Source organism: Streptomyces guryensis, from assembly GCF_021261325.1.
Classification (GTDB): Bacteria; Actinomycetota; Actinomycetes; order Streptomycetales; family Streptomycetaceae; genus Streptomyces; species Streptomyces guryensis.
Window position 1 is genome coordinate 75,974 of the sequence record NZ_JAJSBI010000016.1, and the last position, 14,850, is coordinate 90,823.

At 71.2% G+C, this 14,850-nt stretch carries 15 protein-coding genes; 8 read left to right on the plus strand and 7 right to left on the minus strand.

Annotation, left to right across the window (positions count from 1 at the left end):
• Positions 1-122 precede the first annotated feature (122 nt).
• Together LJ657_RS28610 and LJ657_RS28615 are read left to right on the plus strand one after the other, a co-directional pair.
• Positions 123-3,635, plus strand: a complete 3,513-nt coding sequence (locus LJ657_RS28610) for a DNA polymerase III subunit alpha (protein ID WP_232651706.1) — start codon at positions 123-125, stop codon at positions 3,633-3,635.
• Positions 3,632-4,606: a DNA polymerase Y family protein gene (locus LJ657_RS28615; RefSeq protein WP_232651707.1), complete on the plus strand. Its 975-nt coding sequence runs from the start codon at positions 3,632-3,634 to the stop codon at positions 4,604-4,606. The genes LJ657_RS28610 and LJ657_RS28615 overlap by 4 nt, the downstream gene beginning before the upstream one ends.
• Positions 4,607-4,623: 17 nt before the next feature.
• Here the strand turns inward: LJ657_RS28615 and LJ657_RS28620 are convergent, their stop codons facing one another.
• Positions 4,624-4,998 carry a cupin domain-containing protein gene (locus tag LJ657_RS28620; RefSeq protein WP_232651708.1) on the minus strand — a complete coding sequence of 125 codons (375 nt, stop codon included), beginning with the start codon at positions 4,996-4,998 and terminating at the stop codon, positions 4,624-4,626.
• A gap of 107 nt (positions 4,999-5,105) precedes the next feature.
• Between LJ657_RS28620 and LJ657_RS28625 the strand changes: the two genes are divergently transcribed.
• Together LJ657_RS28625 and LJ657_RS28630 are read left to right on the plus strand one after the other, a co-directional pair.
• Positions 5,106-5,552 carry a MarR family winged helix-turn-helix transcriptional regulator gene (locus LJ657_RS28625; RefSeq protein WP_232651709.1) on the plus strand — a complete coding sequence of 149 codons (447 nt, stop codon included), beginning with the start codon at positions 5,106-5,108 and terminating at the stop codon, positions 5,550-5,552.
• 172 nt (positions 5,553-5,724) lie between these two features.
• On the plus strand, positions 5,725-6,594 hold the full coding sequence (locus tag LJ657_RS28630; RefSeq protein ID WP_232651710.1) for an esterase/lipase family protein: 870 nt from the start codon (positions 5,725-5,727) through the stop codon (positions 6,592-6,594).
• A 60-nt stretch (positions 6,595-6,654) separates the two neighbouring features.
• Here LJ657_RS28630 and LJ657_RS28635 read toward each other — a convergent pair whose 3' ends face one another.
• Positions 6,655-7,623 (minus strand): lytic polysaccharide monooxygenase auxiliary activity family 9 protein, encoded by a 969-nt coding sequence (locus LJ657_RS28635; RefSeq protein WP_232651711.1) that lies wholly within the window; start codon positions 7,621-7,623, stop codon positions 6,655-6,657.
• Between the two features lie 168 nt (positions 7,624-7,791).
• On the opposite strand from LJ657_RS28635, the gene LJ657_RS28640 reads away from it, so the two are divergent.
• Complete coding sequence (locus LJ657_RS28640) at positions 7,792-8,241, plus strand: GNAT family N-acetyltransferase (RefSeq protein WP_232651712.1); 450 nt, start codon at positions 7,792-7,794, stop codon at positions 8,239-8,241.
• A 30-nt stretch (positions 8,242-8,271) separates the two neighbouring features.
• Here LJ657_RS28640 and LJ657_RS48265 read toward each other — a convergent pair whose 3' ends face one another.
• Positions 8,272-8,406, minus strand: coding sequence for a hypothetical protein (locus tag LJ657_RS48265; protein ID WP_123964172.1), 135 nt, complete (start codon positions 8,404-8,406; stop codon positions 8,272-8,274).
• A gap of 139 nt (positions 8,407-8,545) precedes the next feature.
• Here LJ657_RS48265 and LJ657_RS28645 point away from each other — a divergent pair, with 139 nt between their 5' ends.
• Complete coding sequence (locus tag LJ657_RS28645; protein ID WP_232651713.1) at positions 8,546-9,160, plus strand: class I SAM-dependent methyltransferase; 615 nt, start codon at positions 8,546-8,548, stop codon at positions 9,158-9,160.
• Between the two features lie 4 nt (positions 9,161-9,164).
• On the opposite strand, the gene LJ657_RS28650 is transcribed toward LJ657_RS28645, so the two are convergent.
• Both LJ657_RS28650 and LJ657_RS28655 read right to left on the minus strand, forming a co-directional pair.
• Positions 9,165-9,665, minus strand: coding sequence for a ribonuclease FAU-1 family protein (locus LJ657_RS28650; RefSeq protein ID WP_232651714.1), 501 nt, complete (start codon positions 9,663-9,665; stop codon positions 9,165-9,167).
• Positions 9,646-10,578, minus strand: coding sequence for a GNAT family N-acetyltransferase (locus LJ657_RS28655; RefSeq protein WP_232651715.1), 933 nt, complete (start codon positions 10,576-10,578; stop codon positions 9,646-9,648). Before LJ657_RS28655 ends, LJ657_RS28650 begins: the two co-directional genes overlap by 20 nt.
• A 71-nt stretch (positions 10,579-10,649) precedes the next feature.
• Here LJ657_RS28655 and LJ657_RS28660 point away from each other — a divergent pair, with 71 nt between their 5' ends.
• Positions 10,650-11,018, plus strand: coding sequence for a GntR family transcriptional regulator (locus LJ657_RS28660; protein ID WP_232651716.1), 369 nt, complete (start codon positions 10,650-10,652; stop codon positions 11,016-11,018).
• Positions 11,019-11,275: 257 nt separating this feature from the next.
• Here the strand turns inward: LJ657_RS28660 and LJ657_RS28665 are convergent, their stop codons facing one another.
• Entirely contained in the window at positions 11,276-12,046 is a 771-nt protein-coding gene (locus LJ657_RS28665) for a DUF72 domain-containing protein (protein ID WP_232651717.1), read from the minus strand.
• 33 nt (positions 12,047-12,079) lie between these two features.
• Entirely contained in the window at positions 12,080-13,189 is a 1,110-nt protein-coding gene (locus LJ657_RS28670) for a DUF5925 domain-containing protein (protein ID WP_232651718.1), read from the minus strand.
• 212 nt (positions 13,190-13,401) lie between these two features.
• On the opposite strand from LJ657_RS28670, the gene LJ657_RS28675 reads away from it, so the two are divergent.
• Positions 13,402-14,823: a GH39 family glycosyl hydrolase gene (locus LJ657_RS28675; protein ID WP_232651719.1), complete on the plus strand. Its 1,422-nt coding sequence runs from the start codon at positions 13,402-13,404 to the stop codon at positions 14,821-14,823.
• Positions 14,824-14,850: the final 27 nt, after the last annotated feature.

Consider the following 14,850-nt stretch of genomic DNA (forward strand, 5'->3'; position numbering starts at 1 on the left):
CGCAGGTGGGGGAGGGCCGAACGGTTGTCGCACACTCGTTCGGTTTTTGGTCTATGGTGGGGGTGAGGCAGTCGGGAACAGATGTTCGATAGCGGGGACGGCTCAGACAGCGGGAGGTGCGGATGCCTGGCTTCACACATCTGCACACCGCCTCCGGGTTCTCCCTGCGCTACGGCGCCTCGCACCCGGAGCGGCTGGCGGAGCGCGCCTCCGAGCGGGGCATGGACGCCCTCGCCCTCACCGACCGCGACACCCTCGCCGGCACGGTCCGCTTCGCCAAGGCCTGCGCCAAGGCGGGCGTCCGCCCGCTGTTCGGCGCGGAACTGGCGGTGGAGCAGCCCGCCCGGCTGCGGGAGGACGATCCCGTACGACGGGAACGGCGCCGCACCCCCGTACGCGGCGGTGCCTTCATCGACGAGTCGACCCCCCGGGTCACCTTCCTCGCCCGGGACGGCGCCCGCGGCTGGGCGGACCTGTGCCGCCTGGTCACCGCGGCGCACTCCGCCGAGGGCCCGCCCCTGCTGCCCTGGACCGAGAACCGGGCCGACGGCCTGACCGTCCTGCTCGGCCCCGCCTCCGACGTCGGCCGTGCCCTCGCCGCCGGCCGCCCCGACCGCGCGGCCAGGCTGCTCGCCCCCTGGCGCGAGATCCACGGCGACGCCCTGCGCCTCGAAGCGGTCTGGTACGGCCGCCAGGGCACCGGCCCCGGCTCCCTGCGCCTGGCCGCCCGCACCGTGGGCTTCGCCGCCGAACAGCGCATCCGCCCGGTGCTCAGCAACGCCGTCCGCTACGCCGACCCCGGCCTCGGCCCGGTCGCCGACGTCCTGGACGCGGCCCGCCGCCTGGTCCCCGTCGACCCGGCGAAGGAGCTGGACTCGGGCGAGGCCTGGCTCAAGGGCGCGGGCGACATGCTGCATGCCGCCGAGCGGATCGTCGAGGCCGCGGGCTACCGGCGCGACACCGCCCACCGCCTGCTGGAGCAGACGCAGGCGACGGCCGCCGAGTGCCTGGTCGACCCCGAGGACGACCTCGGCATGGGCGCCGTCCACTTCCCCGAGCCGCACCTCGTCGGCGCCGGCCGCCGCACCGCCCAGCGGGCACTGGCCTCGCGGGCGGTGGCCGGGATGGTGCTGCACGGCTACTCCGGCAGGCGTGCCTACTGGGAGCGGATGCACCAGGAGCTGGACATCATCGCCCACCACGGCTTCGCCTCCTACTTCCTGACGGTCGCCCAAGTGGTGGACGACGTACGGGACATGGGCATCCGGGTCGCCGCCCGCGGCTCCGGCGCGGGTTCCCTGGTCAACCACCTCCTCGGCATCGCGAACGCCGACCCGGTCGAGCACGGACTGCTGATGGAGCGCTTCCTGTCCAAGGAGCGGGTCGTGCTCCCCGACATCGACATCGACGTGGAGTCCGCACGACGGCTGGAGGTCTACCGCGCGATCATCGGCCGGTTCGGCGAGGAGCGGGTCGCGACGGTCGCGATGCCGGAGACGTACCGCGTCCGCCACGCGATCCGTGACGTCGGCGCGGCCCTGTCCATGGACCCGGCCGACATCGACCGCATCGCCAAGTCCTTCCCGCACATCCGGGCCCGCGACGCCCGCGCGGCACTGGAGGAACTGCCCGAACTCAGGGAGCTTCAGCGGGAAGGGGCGAGATACGGACAGCTCTGGGAACTGGTCGAAGCACTCGACGCCCTCCCGCGCGGAGTCGCCATGCACCCCTGCGGGGTCCTGCTCTCCGACGCGTCCCTGTTGAGCCGTACGCCGGTCATGCCGACCAGTGGCGAGGGCTTCCCCATGTCGCAGTTCGACAAGGACGACGTCGAGGACCTCGGACTGCTCAAACTCGACGTGCTCGGGGTGCGGATGCAGTCGGCGATGGCCCACGCGGTCGCCGAGGTGGAGCGGGCCACGGGGGAGCGGATCGACCTGGACTCGGTCGAGGGCGGCGACCCGGCGACGTACCGGCTCATCCGTTCCACCGAGACGTTGGGCTGCTTCCAGATCGAGTCGCCGGGCCAGCGGGACCTGGTGGGGCGCCTGCAGCCGGCCACCTTCCACGACCTCGTCGTCGACATCTCCCTCTTCCGCCCCGGCCCGGTCGCCGCCGACATGGTGCGGCCGTTCATCGAGGCGCGGCACGGCCGGGCGCCGATCCGCTATCCGCACCCGGACCTGGAGGAACCGCTGAAGGGGACGTACGGGGTCGTCGTCTTCCACGAGCAGATCATCGACATCGTCGCGATCATGACCGGCTGCGGACGCGGCGAGGCGGACCGGGTGCGGCGCGGGCTGTCGGACCCGGAGTCGCAGGGGCGGATCAAGGTGTGGTTCGCACAGCACGCGGCGGCCAACGGCTATGACGCGGAAACGATTCGGCGGACCTGGGAGATCGTCGAGGCCTTCGGCAGTTACGGCTTCTGCAAGGCGCACGCGGTCGCCTTCGCCGTGCCCACGTACCAGTCGGCGTGGCTGAAGGCGCACCACCCGGCCGCCTTCTACGCCGGGCTGCTCACGCACGACCCCGGGATGTATCCGAAGCGGCTGTTGCTGGCGGACGCGCGGCGGCGCGGGGTGCCGGTGCTGCCGTTGGACGTGAACCGGTCGGCGGTCGGCCACCGTATCGAACTGGTGTCTGAATCTAATGGACCCGATGGACCCGATGGACCCGATGGACCCGATGGACCCGATGGACCCGATGGACCCGATGGACCCAAGGGGTCCAAGGGCGTGTGGGGGCTGCGGCTGGCCCTCTCCGACGTGTACGGCATCAGCGAAGTCGAGGCGGCGCGGATCGCGGAGGGGCAGCCGTACGCCTCGCTGCTCGATTTCTGGGAGCGGGCGCGCCCGAGCCGCCCGCTCGCCCAACGTCTTGCCCAGGTAGGCGCGTTGGACTCCTTCGGCGCCAACCGCCGTGATCTGCAACTGCACTTGACCGAGCTGCACCGGGCTGCGCGGGGCGCGGGCGGGGGCCAACTCCCGCTGGCGGGTGGGCGGAAGACGGCACCGGCCGGGCTGCCGGACCTGTCGGAGGCGGAGAAACTCAGCGCCGAGCTGGGGGTGCTGTCGATGGACGCCTCGCGCAACCTGATGGACGACCACCGGGCCTTCCTCGACGAGTTGGGCGTGGTCTCCGCACGTCGGCTGCGAGAGGCGAGGCACGGCGAGACGGTCCTGGTGGCGGGCGCCAAGGCGGCGACGCAGACCCCGCCGATCCGCTCCGGCAAGCGTGTCATCTTCTCCACCCTGGACGACGGCACGGGCCTGGTCGACCTCGCCTTCTTCGACGACTCCCACGATGCCTGCGCCCACACCGTCTTCCACTCCTGGCTGCTGCTGGTGCGCGGAGTGGTGCAGCGGCGCGGTCCGCGCAGCCTCAGCGTGGTGGGCGCCGCCGCCTGGAACCTCGCCGAACTGGTCGAACTGCGCGCCGATGGCGGCCTCGACGAGGTGGCGAAGCGGCTGGCGCAGCCGCTGCCGGAGGGTGGCGGGGATTCGGCCCACGGCAGGCGAATCCACCTGCCCACCGGATACGAGATGAACCCGTGGGCCGATCTGCGACCGGCGGGTCAAGAGCCCGCGCAGGTACGGAAGTTGTGGCACCAGAGCCCGGGGAGCGCGGGATGACCATCGTATGCGTACGTTTCCAGCTGCCTTTGGCGTCCGAGGCCGCGCTGCCGGGGCTGCTCGGGCTGCTGGAGGAGTTCACCCCGGTTGTGGAGGCGCTGCCGCCGGACGCGGCGCTGGCCGATCTGCGGGGCGCCGAGCGGTACTTCGGGCGCGGCGCGGTCGAGCTGGCGGCGGTGATCCGGGTGCGCGCCCTCGCCCTGTACGGCGTCGACTGCGTGATCGGCGCCGGGCCCGGTCCGATGCTGGCCCGAGTGGCGCTGGGTTCGGCCGGGCCCGGGCTGACGTGCGAGGTCCCCGGCGATCCGGACGGCATCGCGGAGTTCCTCGCGGACCGCCCGGTCACCGCGCTCCCCGGCGTCGGCACGGCCACCGCCCGCACCCTGGGCGAGTACGGCCTGGACACGCTCGGCCGGGTCGCCGCCGCCCCCCTCTCCACGCTCCAGCGCCTGATCGGTGCGAGGGCGGCCCGCGAACTGCACGAGAAGGCGAACGGCGTCGACCGCGGCCGGGTCGTCCCGAACGCCGTCTCCCGCTCCCTCGCCGCCGAACGGCCCTTCACCCGCGACGAGTTGTCCCCGGACCGGCACCGCCGCGCGCTGCTCTCCGCCGCCGAGGAACTGGGCGCCCGGCTGCGCGCCCTGGACAAGGTCTGCGGCACGCTCACCCTCACGGCGCGCTACGCCGACCGCACCGCGACGACCCGCACCCGCACCCTCAAGGAACCCACCGCCCACTCGGCCGCCCTGACCAGGACGGCGTACGACATGTACGAGTCCCTGGGCCTCCAGCGCGCCCGCGTCCGCGCCCTCACCCTCCGCGCCGAGTCCCTCGGCCCCGCCGAACAGGCCTCCTACCAGCTCACCTTCGACCCGGTGGACGAGAAGGCCCGCCGCATCGAGGAGGTCGCGGACCGGGTCCGGGCGAAGTTCGGACCGGGAGCGGTGCGGCCGGGGGCACTGGCGGCGTAACTCGTCCTGCCAGTGGATCAGTTGGCCCACGGGGGCGTGATCCGGCTGCCGTCCTCCAGTACCGCCTCCAGGCCGATGGACGTGGTGACCCAGGAGATGGCCGTCTGATCGGTGGGGTTCTCGACGCCGAGGGTCGCGCCGGGGTTGACGATGACCGTGTCGCCCGCCGTGATGCGGTCGGTGCGGCCGTCGAGGGTGATGAGCAGTTCACCGATGAGGAGATGGAAGATCTCCTCGCGGCTGACGGTGTGGACCGGCGCCCTGGTCCCGGCGGGGATCTCGCCGCGCCAGGCGCAGAGTTCCTTGCTTCCGGCGAGCGGGGTGGCGTACGAGACGAAGCGGGCGCCGTGGATCTCGTGGGTGACGGCTTGGGACGTGCGGACGACGGGCATGGGTGTCCTCCAGGTTGAGACAGGTCGAGAGATGGTCAAGTAGCTTGACCATCCCGGCCCATAGTCAAGCTGCTTGACCAATTCGTCAAGGGTGTTTCAATGCCTTCGTGCAGAACTCCGAGGCCATGGCCCTGTCCGCCGCCCTGCTCGCCGTCGCGGGCGGGCTCACGCAACGCATCAACGAGGGCGTCGTTGCGCGCGGCTTCGAAGGGCTCCGGCCCGCCCATGGCTTCGCCTTCGCGCGGCTCGCCCCCGACGGGGCGACCGTCACCGACCTGGCCGCCCATCTCGGGGTCACCAAACAGGCGGCCAGTCAGCTCGTCGACGAGATCGTGCGGAAGGGCTATGCCGAGCGGCGTGTGCATCCCCTGGACGCGCGCGCCAGGCTGATCGTGCTGACCGAGCGAGGGTGGGCCTGCACGAGGGCCGCGGAGGAGGCGGCCGCGGAGGTGGTGCGGGGGTGGAGCGATGTGCTCGGTGAGGGTGAAGTGCAGGCGCTGCGCGAACAGTTGGGTCGCATTGCTCCCTATGGGCCCATCAGGCCCGCCTGGTGATGACTCAGCGCCGGCTACTGGTGAGTCAGTTACCACTGGAAGTTTTTACTGACGCGTAACTTCACACTTGCGCTACTCGCCCGTAACTTGACGAGTGAACAGCATCCTTCGTGATCCGGATCACAGGGCGTAAGACCATCGCAACTCCCTTGAGCCGCAAGGAGATCACACGATGCTGCCCTGGAAACGAGTGCTCAGACCCCTGACCGCGCTGCTGCTGACCGCCGCGGTCGCCACCGTCCCCGTCACCGCCGCCCACGCCGCCGACGCGACCGCGACCTCGTCGAGCGGTTGGAACGACTACTCCTGCAAGCCGTCCGCCGCTCACCCCCGCCCCGTCGTCCTGGTCCACGGCACCCTCGCCAACTCCGTCGACAACTGGCTGGCCCTCGCGCCGTATCTGGAGGATCGCGGCTACTGCGTCTTCTCCTTCGACTACGGCCAACTGTCGGGCGTCCCCGTCTTCTACGGCCTCGGCCCCATCGACAAGTCGGCAGAGCAGCTGTCCGCCTACGTCGACAAGGTGCTCACGGCGACCGGTGCCGCCAAGGTCGACCTCGTCGGCCACTCGCAGGGCGGCATGATGCCCCGCTACTACCTCAAGTTCCTCGGCGGAGCCGCCAAGGTGAACGCCCTCGTCGGCATCGCGCCCGACAACCACGGCACCGACCTCGACGGGTTCACCAAGCTGCTGCCGTACTTCCCCGGCGCCGCGGACCTGATCTCCGCCTCGACGCCCGGGCTCGCCGACCAGATCGTCGGATCCGCCTTCCTCACCAAGCTCAACGCGGGCGGGGACACCGTTCCCGGCGTCCACTACACCGTCATCGCCACCAAGTACGACGAGGTGGTCACGCCGTACAGCAGTCAGTTCCTGAGCGGTTCCGACGTGCACAACGTGCTGCTGCAGAACCTGTGCTCACTCGACCTCTCCGAGCACGCCCTGATCGGGCTGACCGACCGGATCGCCTTCCACGAGGTGGCGGGCGCCCTCGACCCGGCGCACGCCACCGCCACCACCTGTGCGTCGGCACTGAGCTGACGCACCTCTCGGGGCCTGTCCGACCTGAGCCGCCGGACAGGCCCCGCGCTCTCGGGCCGGTCAGCGGCCGTGCCGTCCGCCGTCGCCGGTCGCGCGGCGGCGGACCGAGGCGAACAGGGCTGCCGCACCGAGGGCCAGGGCCGCCGCACCGCCGATGGCGAGGTACGGGGCGCTGTCGTCGGCGCCCGTCTCGGCCAGGTTCTCCGAGGTCCCGGCCGCCTCTGGCTCGTTGGCCGCGACAGCGGCGGTCGTCGGATCCGCCGAGGTGCTCGCGTCACCGTGACCGTGGTGCTCGACCGTCGACTTGTCGGCACCCGCCTCGATCTGCTCGTCGGAGGGGGCGGAGGCACTCGGTGCCGGGGACGAGCCGCTCGTCGTACCGCCACTGCCGCTGCGCCCGCCGAAGGTGACGTCCGAGCAGGAGTAGAACGCCTCCGGGCTGTCCGAGCGTTGCCAGATCGCGTACAGGAGCTGCTTGCCGGAGCGCTCGGGGAGGGTGCCGGAGAAGGTGTAGAAGCCGCCCGAGGCGATCGGGTCGGTGGCCGTCGCCACCGGGTGGTCGAGGTCCAGGTCGGACCAGGCCGGCGAGTGCGCCGGGTCGTAGCCGGCCCTGGTGACGTACACCTTGAAGGTGCCCTTGTGCGGTGCTGTCACGCGGTACTTGAAGGTGTACGAGCCGGCGCTCACTCTCGTCGCCGGCCAGTCGGCGCGGGGCAGGTCGAGCCCCTTGAACTCCTCGTTGTTCGCGCTGCACAGCTTGCCGTCCGGGATCAGCGTCCGGTGCTGCCCGTTCGCGTCGCCGATGCGGATGCCGTTCCAGTCGTAGAGCGCCTGGGTGCCGCCGGCCGCGACCGCCGCCCTGCACGCGGCCGACTTCGGGCTCTCCGGGCCCTCCGCGTAGCACTGCGAGACCCGGCTGACCGGGTCGCCCATCGTGCCGTGCGCGGCCGCCGGGGCGGCGGCGAGTGCGGTCAGCGCGAGCGGGGTCGCGCCGAGGACGGCGACGACGGCCTTGCGGCGTGCGGGCATGGGGAACTCCTCGGAACGGTCACCGGGATCGCGGCTGGAAACCCGTGGGGGCGATCAGAAGCTAGCCCCAAGACACCGTGAAATCGCCTGCTGGAGGCGGGTGACGGAGATCCTTATGGTGGCGTTAAGGGAGTGCTCAGCCTGGGATCAGGTAATACCGTGCGCGGCATGACCGACAAGGAGATCCGGGCGGCCGTCGCCGCCGACGTACCGGCCGTGAAGGCCCTCACCGACGCCGCCTACCACCACTACATCGAGCGCATCGGAGTGGTGCCGCAGCCCATGGAGGCGGACCACGCGGCGAACGTGGCCGCGGGCAGAGTGTTCGTGACGGGTGACCCCGTGATCGGCCTGATCGTGATCGAGGAGCACCCGGACCATCTGTACCTCGACAACATCGCCGTCCACCCCGACGCGCACGGCAGGGGCGTCGGGCGGCGGCTGCTGCGGTTCGTGGACGCACGCGCGCGTGCGCTCGGTCTGCCCGAGGTCAGGCTCCACACCAACGCCATGATGTGGGAGAACCAGAAGATCTATCCGAAGTTCGGCTATGAGGTCGTGGAGCGGCGGGTGAACGGCCCCTACGACCGCATCCATTACCGCAAGCGGCTGGACTGACCGACCGGTATTTGGCTGGACCGACTGCTGTCAGCCGTCCGGCCACCACGTTCGTGCGATGTCCTTGCGGACCTCCGGGCGCCCGGCGGGACGCTCGTCGGCCTCCTCGCGGACCTTGCGGGAGTCCGTCTTCCTCAGGGGCTTCTGCACAGTGGTGCGGCGCATGGCTGCCTCCTTCAGGTTCCACCGGGTTCCGCGTTTTCACGGAGGTAGACCCTTTCCGGGAGGGTGACTCATCGGTCTGGGTCTGTCTGTGGTGGCTGTCACGAATCGACTGTCAGTGGCGGGTGTCACTCTTGGCCGCATGACGAATGACAATGACGCGCTGAGCTGGGCGGCTGTGGACTGGGACGCGGAGGCCGCCTCCTTCGACGACGAACCGGATCACGGTCTGCGCGACCCGCGGGTGCGCCGCGCCTGGGCCGAGCGGCTCCGCTCCTGGCTCCCGGAACGGGCGAGCGACGTCCTCGACCTCGGTTGCGGCACCGGCAGTCTGTCGCTCCTCGCGTCCGAGCAGGGACACCACGTGACCGGAGTGGACAGTTCCCCCGTCATGGTCGACCTCGCGAGAGCCAAGCTGGCCGGACGTGACGCGGCGTTCCTCGTCGGTGACGCGACGGTGCCGCCGGTGGGGGAGCAGCGCTTCGACGTGGTGCTCGTACGGCACCTGCTGTGGGCGCTGCCCGACCCCGGCCGGGTTCTGCGGCACTGGCGGGAGCTGGTGCGCCCCGGAGGCCGGCTCGTGCTGGTCGAGGGCGTGTGGGGGACGATCACGCCGGTCGGCATACCGGCCGACGTGCTCAACGGCCTCCTCGCACCGCTCGCCCTTGAGGTGCGGGTGGAGCGGCTGTCGGAGGACACCCTGCTGTGGGGGAAGGAGGTGGCGGACGAGAGATACGCGGTGGTGGCGCTGGTGTGAGTCCTCAGGCCAGCAGTGCGTCGAAGCCGCCCTCGCGGGCCAGCGTCTCCAGCTCGTCCAGGGCGGCGACGGCGGCGGCCGCGGCCTCCGGGTCCCTCTCCGGGAGGCCGCTCTCGGCGAACTCGTCCTCGTCCAGTCGGCGTACGTCACTGCCGTCGGCGGAGTGCCACAGGTCCAGGTCGAGGTCCTCGACGACCAGTTCGGTGCCGGAGAGGGCGGCGGGGCGGGTGATGTCGCAGTACCAGCCCTTCAGGGTGCCCGCGGAGTCGCGGACCTCCTTCACCGCGTACCAGCGGTCGCGCCAGTAGTACTCGGTGAAGACATCGCCCTTCTCGAAGCGGACGAAGCCGAAGTCGCGGACGCCGGCGCCCGCCCAGGGGGCGCGGACGACGACGCGCGTGCCGTCGTCGTCCAGCAGCTCCGCACCGTAACGGATCTTCGTCCGGCCCGCCTTGACCAGGACGACGTCCAACTGCCTTGACTGATCAGGCGAGTTCGCGGACATACCGCACCTCCGATGCGCAGATCTCGTATCCGAACCACTTGTTGATCGCGAGCATGGGCTCGTTTCCGGAGTCGTTGCCCGTGAGGGCCACCGTGTATCCGGCGGCGCGGGCGCCGTGCAGGGAGGCGTTCTTGGTGAGCTTGGCCAGGCCGCGGCGGCGGTGGGCGCGGGCGGTGCCGGTCATGGCAGTGGCGTAGCGGCCGGTGGCGGCGTCCGTCCAGGCCAGGCTGAAGGCGGCCGGGCGGCCCTCGACGAGGGCGACCGTCGTCAGCTCCCGGTTGAGCAGCGGGGCCTTCCAGGTCTCCTCGATCCAGACCTCGTAGTCGGTGAGCTCGGCGTCGACGTCGCTCGGTTCGTCCGACACCGTCATCGCGTCCAGCTCGAACAGCGGGCGCGGGTCGTCCGCGAAGTCGGCGGCGGAGCGCAGCTCGACGCCCGGCGGCGGGGACTGGAGCGGCGGGAGCGTCCCGCCGGTCAGATCGAGGCGGAGGAAGTGGGCGGAGCGGCTGGCGCGGTAGCCGCGCCGTTCCGCGAAGGTCCGGTTGGCGGGCTCGTCCAGGACCCAGGCGAACAGCTTCGTCGCGCCGTGTCCGGCCAGGTGTTTCTCCGCCGCGCGGACCAGCAGGTCGCCGGCGCCCCGGCGGGTCCGGTCCGGGCGCACATAGATGTTGAGCATCCCCTGGCCCGGCTCCGGGCTGTCGTGCGCCAGTTGCACCTGCGCCGTGCCGACGACCTCGCCGTCCTCCTCCGCGACCAGAGACCTGAAACGGGCGTCGGGGTGGGTGTGGGCGAGGCGGTGGACGATGGCTTCCGGGGTCCACAGGATGTACGGGAGAGCGAGATGCCGTACCCGGGCGAAGCCCTCGACGTCGGCCGGGTCGTCGGGGCGGAGATCGCGAACGAGAACTGTCATGTGCGCGGACGCTACGTGGGGACGTGTGAGGGCGCCTCCTATTTTGCGGTGGGTGCGGGAGAATCGGCAGCGTGACCTTGAAGATCCACATCGACGACAGTGGCGCGCCGTACGAGCAGGTGCGGGCGCAGATCTCCGAGCAGGCACGCGCGGGGGTGCTGCCGGTGGGGTACCGGCTGCCGACCGTGCGGGGGCTGGCCGAGTCGCTCGGGCTCGCGGCGAACACGGTCGCCAAGGCGTACCGGGCGCTGGAGAGCGACGGCGTGATCGAGACACGGGGGCGCAACGGCACGTTCGTCGCTGCCGCGGGCTCGGCGGCGGAGCGGGAGTTGGCGTCGGCCGCTCAGGCTTACGTCGAGCGGGCCCGGCGGCTCGGTCTCACGGAGGCGGACGCGCTGGCGGCGGTGCGGGATGCCCTGCGGGCGGCTTACGAGGGGTGAGCAGTCCTCGGGTGTGCGATCCCCGCGGGGTGCCTGCGGGCGGCTTGCGAGGGTGGGCGGTCCGTGGGTGCTGCGATCCCCGTGGGGTGTCCTGCGGGCGGCTTGCGAGGGTGGGCGGTCCGTGGGTGCTGCGATTTCCGTCGATCGGCTGCGGGCCCGTCGTGGCTGGTCGCGCAGTTCCCCGCGCCCCTTTTGGGGCGCTGGACCTGCCCGGCACTGTTCCCTGCAGCCGCTTCGGTCCGCCGGACAGGTCCCGGTCAGCGTCGTGCGGTCAGTTCCGGTGTGCGTGTCACCGTGAGCCCCGCCCTGGTTGCCGTCCGGCCGAAAGTCACCGCGTCCTCCACTGCCGCCCCGCCGGGGTCGTTGTTGAAGTACGCGTACACGTCCCGGGCGTCGGACCACGTGGTCGCGATCCGGTCCACCCAGGTCTCCAGGGAGCGGCGGCCGTAGCGCGGCCACGGACGGGCGCGGCCCTCGTGGAAGCGGACGTAGCCCCAGTCGGTCGTACGCCACAGCTCAGTGGTGGGGTGGGCCTGGACATCGGCCCAGCACAGGGCCGCGCCCCGGGACTCCAGGACCTTCCGGACCTCCCGTGTCCACCAGGAGTCATGGCGCGGTTCGACCGCGACCCGGGTCGACGACGGGAAGCAGGCCAGACACGCGTCCAGCAGCCCCGCGTCGGCCTTCAGCGTCGGCGGGAGCTGCAGGAGCACCGGGCCGAGGCGGTCGCCGAGGCCCGCCGCGTGGCTCATCAGACGGTCGACCGGCTCCTGAGGATCCCGTAGCCGCCGCATGTGGGTCAGATAGCGGCTCGCCTTCACCGTGACCACGAAGTCCCGCGGCACCCGGTCCCGCCAGTTCTCGAAGTTCTCCCGGGTCGGGAGCCGGTAGAACGCGTTGTTGATCTCCACCGTGGCGAAACGGGCCGCGTACTCCTCCAGCCACAGCCGCGTCGGACACCCGGCCGGGTAGAGCACTTCCCGCCAGTCCTTGTACTGCCATCCCGACGTTCCGACGAACAGGGTCATACCTCCATCAAAACACCGGTCGCCCAGAGGCCCCTAGAGGTACAGACCGGCGTCCGCCCCGTCCCGCGGCTCCGGCAGCGCCGTCGGCGAGGTGCCCCGGCGCAGCGCGTACAGCTCCGCCAGGGTCGCGCCCTCGCGGCCCACGGCATCCTCCCGGCCATGGGCCTCCCTGCCCAGCCACTTCACCGCCTCCGCGCGGGTGAGCGACCCCACCTCGATGCGGGCCAGACAGCGGCCCGGACGGACCACGGCCGGGTGCAGGCGCTCCAGGTCCTCGTTGGTCGTCACCCCCACCAGCACGTTGCGGCCCTGGCCGAGCAGGCCGTCGGTCAGGTTGAGCAGCCGCGACAGCGCCTGGCCCGCGGTGTGCTTCGCCTCGCCGCGGATCAGTTCGTCGCAGTCCTCCAGGAGCAGCAGCCGCCAGCGGCCCTTGCCCGTCCCGTCCTCCTCACCGATCGCGATGTCCATCAGATAGCCGACGTCGGAGAACAGGCGCTCGGGGTCGAGCACGCAGTCCACCTGGCACCAGTCCCGCCAGGAACGGGCCAGCGTGCGCAGCGCGGAGGTCTTGCCGGTGCCCGGCGGCCCGTGCAGCAGGAGCAGGCGGCCCGCGATGTCCTCCGGAGTCGTCTTCATCACGCGGTCCATCGCGTCCGCCACCGGCGCCGTGTAGTTCTCCCGCACCTCGTCCCAGGTGCCCGCGGAGATCTGCCGGGTCGTGCGGTGCGGGCCGCGCCTCGGGGAGACGTACCAGAAGCCCATCGTCACGTTCTCCGGCTGGGGTTCGGGCTCGTCCGCCGCGCCCTCCGTCGCCTGGTCGAGGACCTTCTGCGCCAGCTCGGCGCTGGTCGCCGTCACCGTGACGTCGGCGCCCCGGTTCCAGCGGGAGATCAGCAGGGTCCAGCCCTCGCCCTCCGCCAGTGTCGCGCTGCGGTCGTCGTCGCGGGCCATGCGCAGCACACGGGCGTCCGGCGGCAGGAGGGTCGCCCCCGACCGGACGCGGTCGATGTTCGCCGCATGCGAGTACGGCTGCTCGCCCGTCGCGAAGCGGCCGAGGAACAGCGCGTCGACGACGTCGGACGGCGAGTCGCTGTCGTCGACGTTGAGCCGGATCGGCAGAGCGTCGTGTGGGTTCGCAGACATGGCGCCCATGATCCGGCACGAGGGCGCCGCGTGCACCCGGTTTCCGCGGTGCGCCGGGTGTGTCGGGCGTGTCCGGTGCCTCCGGTATGTCTGCCCCCGTATCGCCCCCGTACCGCCTGCGTATCCCCGCTGTATCCCCTCCGTCCTGTTACGGAGTTGTCTGTTCACAACATCTGCCATACCTGGCATTCCCACGGTTACTGTTGCCCTCGATGGGACGTCATGAGTGGAATTCGGGGGCACGGCGGTGGCGGCTCACCGCGCTGCTCGGAGTGGGCGTGGCCGCACTGGCTCTGATCGTGACCCTGATCAACACGCTTCCAGGGGGCGGCGCCGGCACCGCGGGCACCTCGCGCAACGGCGACACGGTGCACGGCACCCCGGCGACCCCGCCCGACCAGGACCGGCCCGAGGTCGGCTGGGGCTTCACGCACACCCAGTACAGCGCCGACGAGGGCAGCTCCGCCGCCACCGAGCGGGTCGCGGGGCTGGTCTCGGACGCCGGGGGGATGCCGCAGGACCAGGCGATCATGGGCTGGGGAGCGGACAACCCCGAGCCGGTGAAGGGGCGTTACGACTTCGGCGCGATGGACCGCCGTATCGACTTCATCCGCAAGTCCGGCGGCACCCCGGTGGTCACCCTGTGCTGCTCCCCGGACTGGATGAAGGGCGGCAAGGCCGGCGTCGACAACACCAACTGGAGCCAGTCCGCCCTGGAGACGGCCCCGCGGCCCGAGCACTACGCGGACTTCGCCGCGCTCGCCGCGACCGTCGCCAAGCGCTATCCGGACGTACGCCACTTCATCGTCTGGAACGAGTTCAAGGGCTTCTGGAACGACGCCAAGGGCCGCTGGGACTACGAGGGCTACACCGAGCTCTACAACCTCGTCTACAAGGCCCTGAAGAAGGTCGACAAGGACATCATGGTCGGCGGGCCGTACCTGGTCATGGACAGTGTCGACCCGCGCGCGGACGAGGCGTCCAAGACCTTCAAGGGCCCCTGGGGCGCCATGGACCAGCGCATCCTCGACGCCTTCGACTACTGGAACAAGAACAAGGCGGGCGCCGACTTCGTCGTCGTGGACGGCTCCAGCTACACCAACGACGACGAGATGCTGCCGAACGAGTTCGCGGCGACGGACAAGTTCACCGCCGTCGGCAAGTGGGTGCGGCAGCAGACCGGCAACCTGCCGCTGTGGTGGTCCGAGTACTACGTCGAGCCCGCCGACGGCAACGACGACCGCAAGGGCTGGTCCGAGACCCGCCGTGTCGCCGTCCAGGCCGCCGGAATGATCGCCATGGTCAAGGGCGGCGCCTCCTCCGGCTTCTACTGGAACCCGGAGGACGAGAAGGGCACCGACTGCGCGGGCTGTATGTGGACGCCCACCGACAGCGCGGACGGCGGCGGGAAGCTCCCCATGTTCGACCTGGTCTCCCGCTTCCACCAGGAGTTCCCGCCCGGCACGAAGTACACGACGGTGTCGGTCGCCGCGGACGACGTGCCCAACGTCCGCGTCCTCGCCACCGGCAGGACCGTCCTGGTGGTCAACACCCTCGGCCGCTCGATCAGCGCGCAGGTCGACGGGAAGCGGTTCGGGATGCAGGCCTACGAGGTGAGGTGGCTCAACCGGTAGGCCCGTGGGGCCACTTCACCGGCTGAG

Bases quoted from the DNA above. Each gene is read 5' to 3' on its own strand.
- LJ657_RS28610 (WP_232651706.1), top strand. From the start codon at position 123: ATGCCTGGCTTCACACATCTGCACACCGCCTCCGGGTTCTCCCTGCGC.
- LJ657_RS28615 (WP_232651707.1), top strand. From the start codon at position 3,632: ATGACCATCGTATGCGTACGTTTCCAGCTGCCTTTGGCGTCCGAGGCC.
- LJ657_RS28620 (WP_232651708.1), bottom strand. From the start codon at position 4,998: ATGCCCGTCGTCCGCACGTCCCAAGCCGTCACCCACGAGATCCACGGC.
- LJ657_RS28630 (WP_232651710.1), top strand. From the start codon at position 5,725: ATGCTGCCCTGGAAACGAGTGCTCAGACCCCTGACCGCGCTGCTGCTG.
- LJ657_RS28635 (WP_232651711.1), bottom strand. From the start codon at position 7,623: ATGCCCGCACGCCGCAAGGCCGTCGTCGCCGTCCTCGGCGCGACCCCG.
- LJ657_RS28640 (WP_232651712.1), top strand. From the start codon at position 7,792: ATGACCGACAAGGAGATCCGGGCGGCCGTCGCCGCCGACGTACCGGCC.
- LJ657_RS48265 (WP_123964172.1), bottom strand. From the start codon at position 8,406: ATGCGCCGCACCACTGTGCAGAAGCCCCTGAGGAAGACGGACTCCCGC.
- LJ657_RS28645 (WP_232651713.1), top strand. From the start codon at position 8,546: ATGACGAATGACAATGACGCGCTGAGCTGGGCGGCTGTGGACTGGGAC.
- LJ657_RS28650 (WP_232651714.1), bottom strand. From the start codon at position 9,665: ATGTCCGCGAACTCGCCTGATCAGTCAAGGCAGTTGGACGTCGTCCTG.
- LJ657_RS28655 (WP_232651715.1), bottom strand. From the start codon at position 10,578: ATGACAGTTCTCGTTCGCGATCTCCGCCCCGACGACCCGGCCGACGTC.
- LJ657_RS28665 (WP_232651717.1), bottom strand. From the start codon at position 12,046: ATGACCCTGTTCGTCGGAACGTCGGGATGGCAGTACAAGGACTGGCGG.
- LJ657_RS28670 (WP_232651718.1), bottom strand. From the start codon at position 13,189: ATGTCTGCGAACCCACACGACGCTCTGCCGATCCGGCTCAACGTCGAC.
- LJ657_RS28675 (WP_232651719.1), top strand. From the start codon at position 13,402: ATGGGACGTCATGAGTGGAATTCGGGGGCACGGCGGTGGCGGCTCACC.